This window comes from Halomonas sp. I1 (assembly GCF_032334135.1).
Classification (GTDB): domain Bacteria; phylum Pseudomonadota; class Gammaproteobacteria; order Pseudomonadales; family Halomonadaceae; genus Halomonas.
This window is the reverse complement of the sequence record NZ_JAVXUS010000034.1, coordinates 1-5,272: the sequence shown is the minus strand read 5'-3', so window position 1 is coordinate 5,272 and position 5,272 is coordinate 1. Positions and strand designations below refer to the sequence as shown.

The 5,272-nt window shown below is 61.4% G+C and carries 2 protein-coding genes and 2 pseudogenes; all 4 read right to left on the bottom strand.

The window, feature by feature from the left end; translation table 11 throughout:
* A partial coding sequence (locus RSO41_RS18400) for a hypothetical protein (RefSeq protein WP_315620715.1) occupies positions 1–2,816 on the bottom strand: 2,816 nt, incomplete at its 3' end.
* Between the two features lie 36 nt (positions 2,817–2,852).
* Positions 2,853–3,593 (bottom strand): annotated as a pseudogene (locus RSO41_RS18545) (ESPR-type extended signal peptide-containing protein); the annotation flags it as partial.
* 497 nt (positions 3,594–4,090) lie between these two features.
* Positions 4,091–4,761: pseudogene (locus RSO41_RS18395) on the bottom strand (transposase); the annotation flags it as partial.
* 199 nt (positions 4,762–4,960) lie between these two features.
* Positions 4,961–5,272, bottom strand: a 312-nt coding sequence (locus tag RSO41_RS18390) for a YadA-like family protein (protein ID WP_315620714.1), incomplete at its 5' end; no start/stop codon positions are given.

Here is a 5,272-nt window from a genome sequence, read left to right as displayed (position 1 = left end):
GACGCAATGGCGTTCACGCCGGTGGCCCCGTCATTGCTGTAATTGCCACCAATCACGCCGTTATCGTTGACGCTGTAGTAGTGGGTCTGCCCCGCCTGGAGTTGCGCAACATTGACCGCATCAGTACCCGCGGTGCCCGCCGCCACATTGGTGATCTGTCGGGTTTCGCCGTTACCCCCCACGCTGACCGCACCTCGAGTACTTAACCAGGTGCTGCTGGTATCCGTGGATGGCGCATCGGTCACCGGATCGTAACCCGCCACACCGGCAGCCGTGTTGGCTACCGAATTGTTCCCCAAGGCCACGCCGTGGTCGACCGTGCTCGACGAGAGACTCCCCAACGCCACCGAGTTGTCACCACTGGCATCCGTCAGGTAGCCCATCGCCACGGCATTGGTGCCAGACGTGTTCGTCCGTCCACCCACAGCCACACCGGATGCACCAGTGACATTCGCCTCCGAACCGAGTGCGACACCAGCCACGGAACCACCATCGACGAAGCTGTCGTCACCGATGGCCACTGTTCCCCAGCCGCCACCGCCGGTGCCTAATGATTGGGCATTCTCGCCGATAGCCACGCTCAAGTCCCCCGGCACGCTGGCCCCCGTGCCCATGGAGATGGCACTCGTGCCACCAGCGGTGGCACCGCCCACCGCAATCGCGCCATCGCCGGCCGCACTGGCATCCACCCCTGCTGCCAGGGCGTTGATACCCGTCGCCCCGTCATTGCTGTAATTGCCGCCAATGACGCCGTTATCGTTGACGCTGTAATAGTGCGTTTCGCTGGCCTTGAGCTGGGCCACGTTGACCGCGTCGCTATCCTCGGTACCGGCGGCCACGCCGGTGATCTGACGGAATGCGCCAGTACCCGCGTCGCCCACGGCTACCGCCCCGGTGGTGCTCTGCGTCGCGGCGATGTCCGCATCCAGCCCATCGGCAGCGCCGGTGGTCGGGTTATAGCCCTGGATGCCTCCTGCGGTGTCGGCAATGGAACCGTTGCCCAGCGCCACGCCCTCGGCCACGGTGACATCCGCCCCGTTGCCCATCACGAAGGCATCGGGTACATCGACATCGTTGTCGTTACCGATGATACGGCTACCATCGGCGGTACCGGCCAGCACATTACGGTTACCGAAGGTACCCGCCTCGTCGGCGTCGATGGTATTGTCGTTACCCAGCGCGTAGGACCCGGCCCCCGTAATGGTATTCGGATCACCGATGGCCCCGGAGCCGACACCACTGACCTGGTTGCCCGTGCCGATGCTGATGCTGTCCTCAGCCGAGGCCACCGCACCGGTGCCCATCGCAATGGCATTGGGGCCACTCGCTTGCGCGACATCCCCCAGAGCCAGCGAACTCGGCCCCGTCGCCTGGGATTGATTGCCGACCGCCGTGCTGGCAAAGGAGGACGCCTGGGTCCCCACCCCCAACGCCGTGGCATTCGTGTTATCCGCCGTGGCGCCGAGACCAAACGCGGAGGCCTGGCCAGCACTGGCGTTGGCCGTCGCCCCCACCGCCGTGGCATTGTTCCCGGCGGAAGCGGCCTGATTCCCCACTGCCGTGCTGTTGCCACCCGACGCCAGAGCGGTCACGCCAAGCGCGGTATCCTGCAAACCGGTCGCTTGCGCTCCATTGCCCAAAGCCGTCGTATCGGTATTGGTAGCCTGAGTGGCATACCCCAGGGCGGTGCTGGTATCGCCACTGGCCATGGCGTTGGAACCGAGCGAGGCACTATCCACCCCGGTGGTCGTGGCATTATTGCCCACCGCCACGGTATTACCGCCGATCGCCGTTGCGTTCGCTCCCAGGGCCAGGTCATTGGCGATGGTCGCCGAACCATCGGCACCGGCCTCCGCATTCAGACCCACGGCAACACTCCCGGTGTTATAGGCCGTGGCGGTGTCCCCAACCGCAACGCCACCGGTTCCACTGGCGGAGGCATCCACCCCCCCGGCCAGGGCATTCACACCGGTCGCCCCGTCGTTGGCGTAGTTGCCGCCCTGCACGCCATTGTCGTTGACGCTATAGTAGTGCGTCTCGCTGGCCTTGAGCTGGGCCACGTTGACCGCGTCGCTATCCTCGGTGCCCGCGGCCACGCCGGTGATCTGACGATAGGTCCCCGCACCGGCATCACCCACGGCCACCGCCCCGGTGGTGCTCTGGGTCGCGGCAATGCCCGCATCCAGCCCATCGGCGGCGCCGGTGGTGGGATTGTAGCCCGCCACGCCCGCGCCGGTGTCGGCGATCGAGCCATTGCCCAGCGCCACGCCCTCGGCCACGGTGACATCCGACCCGTTGCCCATCACAAAGGCATCGGGCACATCCACATCGTTGTCGTTACCGGTGATCCGGCTACCGGTGGCTGCCGCATCCAGCACGTTACGGTTGCCGAAAACACCGGCCTCGTCGGCGTCGATGGTGTTGTCGTTGCCCACGGAATAGGAACCCGACCCCGTGATGGTGGTCGGGTCACCGATGGCGCCGGAACCATCGCCGGAAACGGTGTTGCCGGTACCGATGGAAATGGACTCGACGCCACTGGCCACGGCACCGGTGCCCATGGCAATGGCACTCTCACCGCCTGCGAGTGCCTGGGAACCTATCGCGACACCGTCAACCGCGGTGACATGGGTACCCGAAGCATCCACCGTCGCATTAGAGGTCTCATCGGTGGCGCCACCGATCGCGATGCCTCGCGTGGCGCCGGTTTCAACCCGACTGCCAAGCCCCACGGCCGTACTGGCATTGGCATCGGTCCAGGCTCGCCGTCCCAGCGCCGTGGTGTTCGGCTGCAACGCATCCGCGTCAACCCCCACGGCAGTAGTGCCTGAGCCTACCGCACGAGTTAACTGACCGATCGCAATCGCATGGTGCGTGGTCGCCTCCGCACGATCACCAATCGCTATCGTCGCAAAATCGCTGGCTGTAGCCCGCCCGCCCATTGCGATGCTACTTTGTCCAGAAGCCTGTGCCCCACGCACGTTATCCGCACCAATGGCAATGGAGTGCTGGCCGGAAGCAATGGTGGAATCCGCCACGGCCAGGGGATTGGTGCCATCCCCTCCGGCACCTCCAATTGCGACCGCGTTGTTCGCCGTCGCCTGACTGCCAAAGCCTAAGGCAGTCCCCCCCGTCGCCGTCGCACGGGTCTCCAGGCCAAGTGCAGTGGCCCATTTGGTGGCCTCGCTATCGAAGCCTATGGCATGGCCACCCCGGCCCGTTACTGCGGAGAAAGCACCATAAGCTGTCGCCGCGAGTTGATTATTACCATCAGCGTCACATCCCGCCACAGTGGAATAGGTACCAGAGCCATCGACAGGATCATTGGTTGTACCGAATGTCGTGAGGCGGCCAACTTGACTACCTCCTCCTCCTCCTCCCGAGCTACAGTTGCCACCATCCGAAGCAAACTTCCTGGCCTGGGCCTCGTCACTGCCCATCCCTACGACACCGAGCCCAGCCGTGATACCAATGGCCAATAGGGAGCGGCGTACCAAGCCATCACGGGATTTGGAATGGCTTTTGGCTAGCTCCGAGGCCACCACCTTTTGACCACGCGCGACACTCCACACGATACGAAAGATAGCGTTCATACTCCCTCCCGATTAGAGCGACAAGTCCTTCGACTCCTGTCTACCGAGACTGGCGATTCGTTCCCACGACTAGAAAAGCAGTATCACCAGGGCCCAAGGTTTGGTTTTCAACCTCTCTCCCTCACCATATGAGCCCAACATGTAATGACGCCGACTCATCGGCAGGGAGTCACCCATTCCGCCCAAAATATGAATTTTTATGGGCAACTGCCATTTAAGGTAGTTCTTAACTTCCCAGCACTGCAAGGTGAAAAATTGGCGCCAGGATGGTCGAACACGGATAAAAGCCGGACACAATGAGAAATAGCCGTACCTGCCGACTCTAACTGATAGAGAGGCAAAGAGGAGAAAATGAGAAGTTGATAAAAGCTATAGAAGCAAACCGTCACGTAATTCGATATTTCAACGATATGGAGCTGTGACGAGGCATGGTAACGCCATGGCGAGCTTGGTGGTTACCCGAGCCTGTAAGCGAGTCTGTATAACTGCCGACATCATTACAGGTGGTCATCCAGACGGTCACCGAATTCGATGATAGAGCGATTCAGGGCCGACTTCCAACCAACGAATCGGCCTGGTCCATTTCTTCGATGCCTGCTGGATTGCAAGGAAGACCACTTTCAGTACCGAGTCATCGCTAGGGAACAGCTTGCGGCGTATGGAGGCTTTGCGGATGATACTATTCAGCGATTCAATGGCATTGGTGGTATAGACCACTTCTCGGATCGCCGGTGGGTACTCGAAAACATGTGTACAGCACATAGCTGTACCTTGGTTTGCGAATACTCAGCGGTGATGGCATCCGGGAAGCCCTTAAGGCCGCCCACACAGGCGACCAGGATGTCCTCCAGGCCACGATTCTTGAGTTCCATCAGAACGGATAGCCAGAACTTGCGCCTTCGGTCTTAGCCAGCCACAGACCCAGTAACTCCTTCTGGCCGACCATGTTGATGTCCAGAGCCAGATACAGGGATTTCGCTTGTTATCGCGGTTCTTCAGCACAATGCAGTCCAGGTAGACGATGGGGTAAATCGGATCCAGCGCGGTTCTGCCACTCATGAACCTCTTCGATTACCCGTTCGGCTACATTGGACAAGAGGGTTGCCGAAATATCCGCGTCGTATATCTCCTTGAAGGCATCCACGATATTACGGATGCTCAGCCCCTGTGGCCTATGCCCAGCAGTGTGCATGAAGGAACGGTGTCTCACATTGTGGGTGGACCGAAACCAGGGGGAAGATCACTCTCATGGAGCCCCTCCTCCCCCCTGGTCCTCCGCAACCGAAACGTCCTGAACTCTGTAGCACCGAATCGGTCGCGAACTGCGTTACTGGGTTCAAGACCTTTGGCCTGGAACGCCTCATGGCTCAGTCAATCACGCCCGAGACACCCAAGCTGATCGTCGCCCCCGCTCGCGAACCGGCAGCGCCCGCCGTCAGGCTCCAGCGCCCGTTATCCGCGGTGCGGCGGAAGTTGACACCCACGGCACTCTCGCCACCGTGATAGCCACCGCCCACATGGTACGTCAGCTTGCCTGGCACATAAGGCGCGTCGCCCATGGCAGCGACACCGGCAATACCCGCATTCGCGTCACGCTCCACCTCGTCGATGCGATCGTTGAGCCCACCGATCTGCCGGTTGAACTGCTGGTTCAGTTCCTGCAGCTGCCCCACATTCGC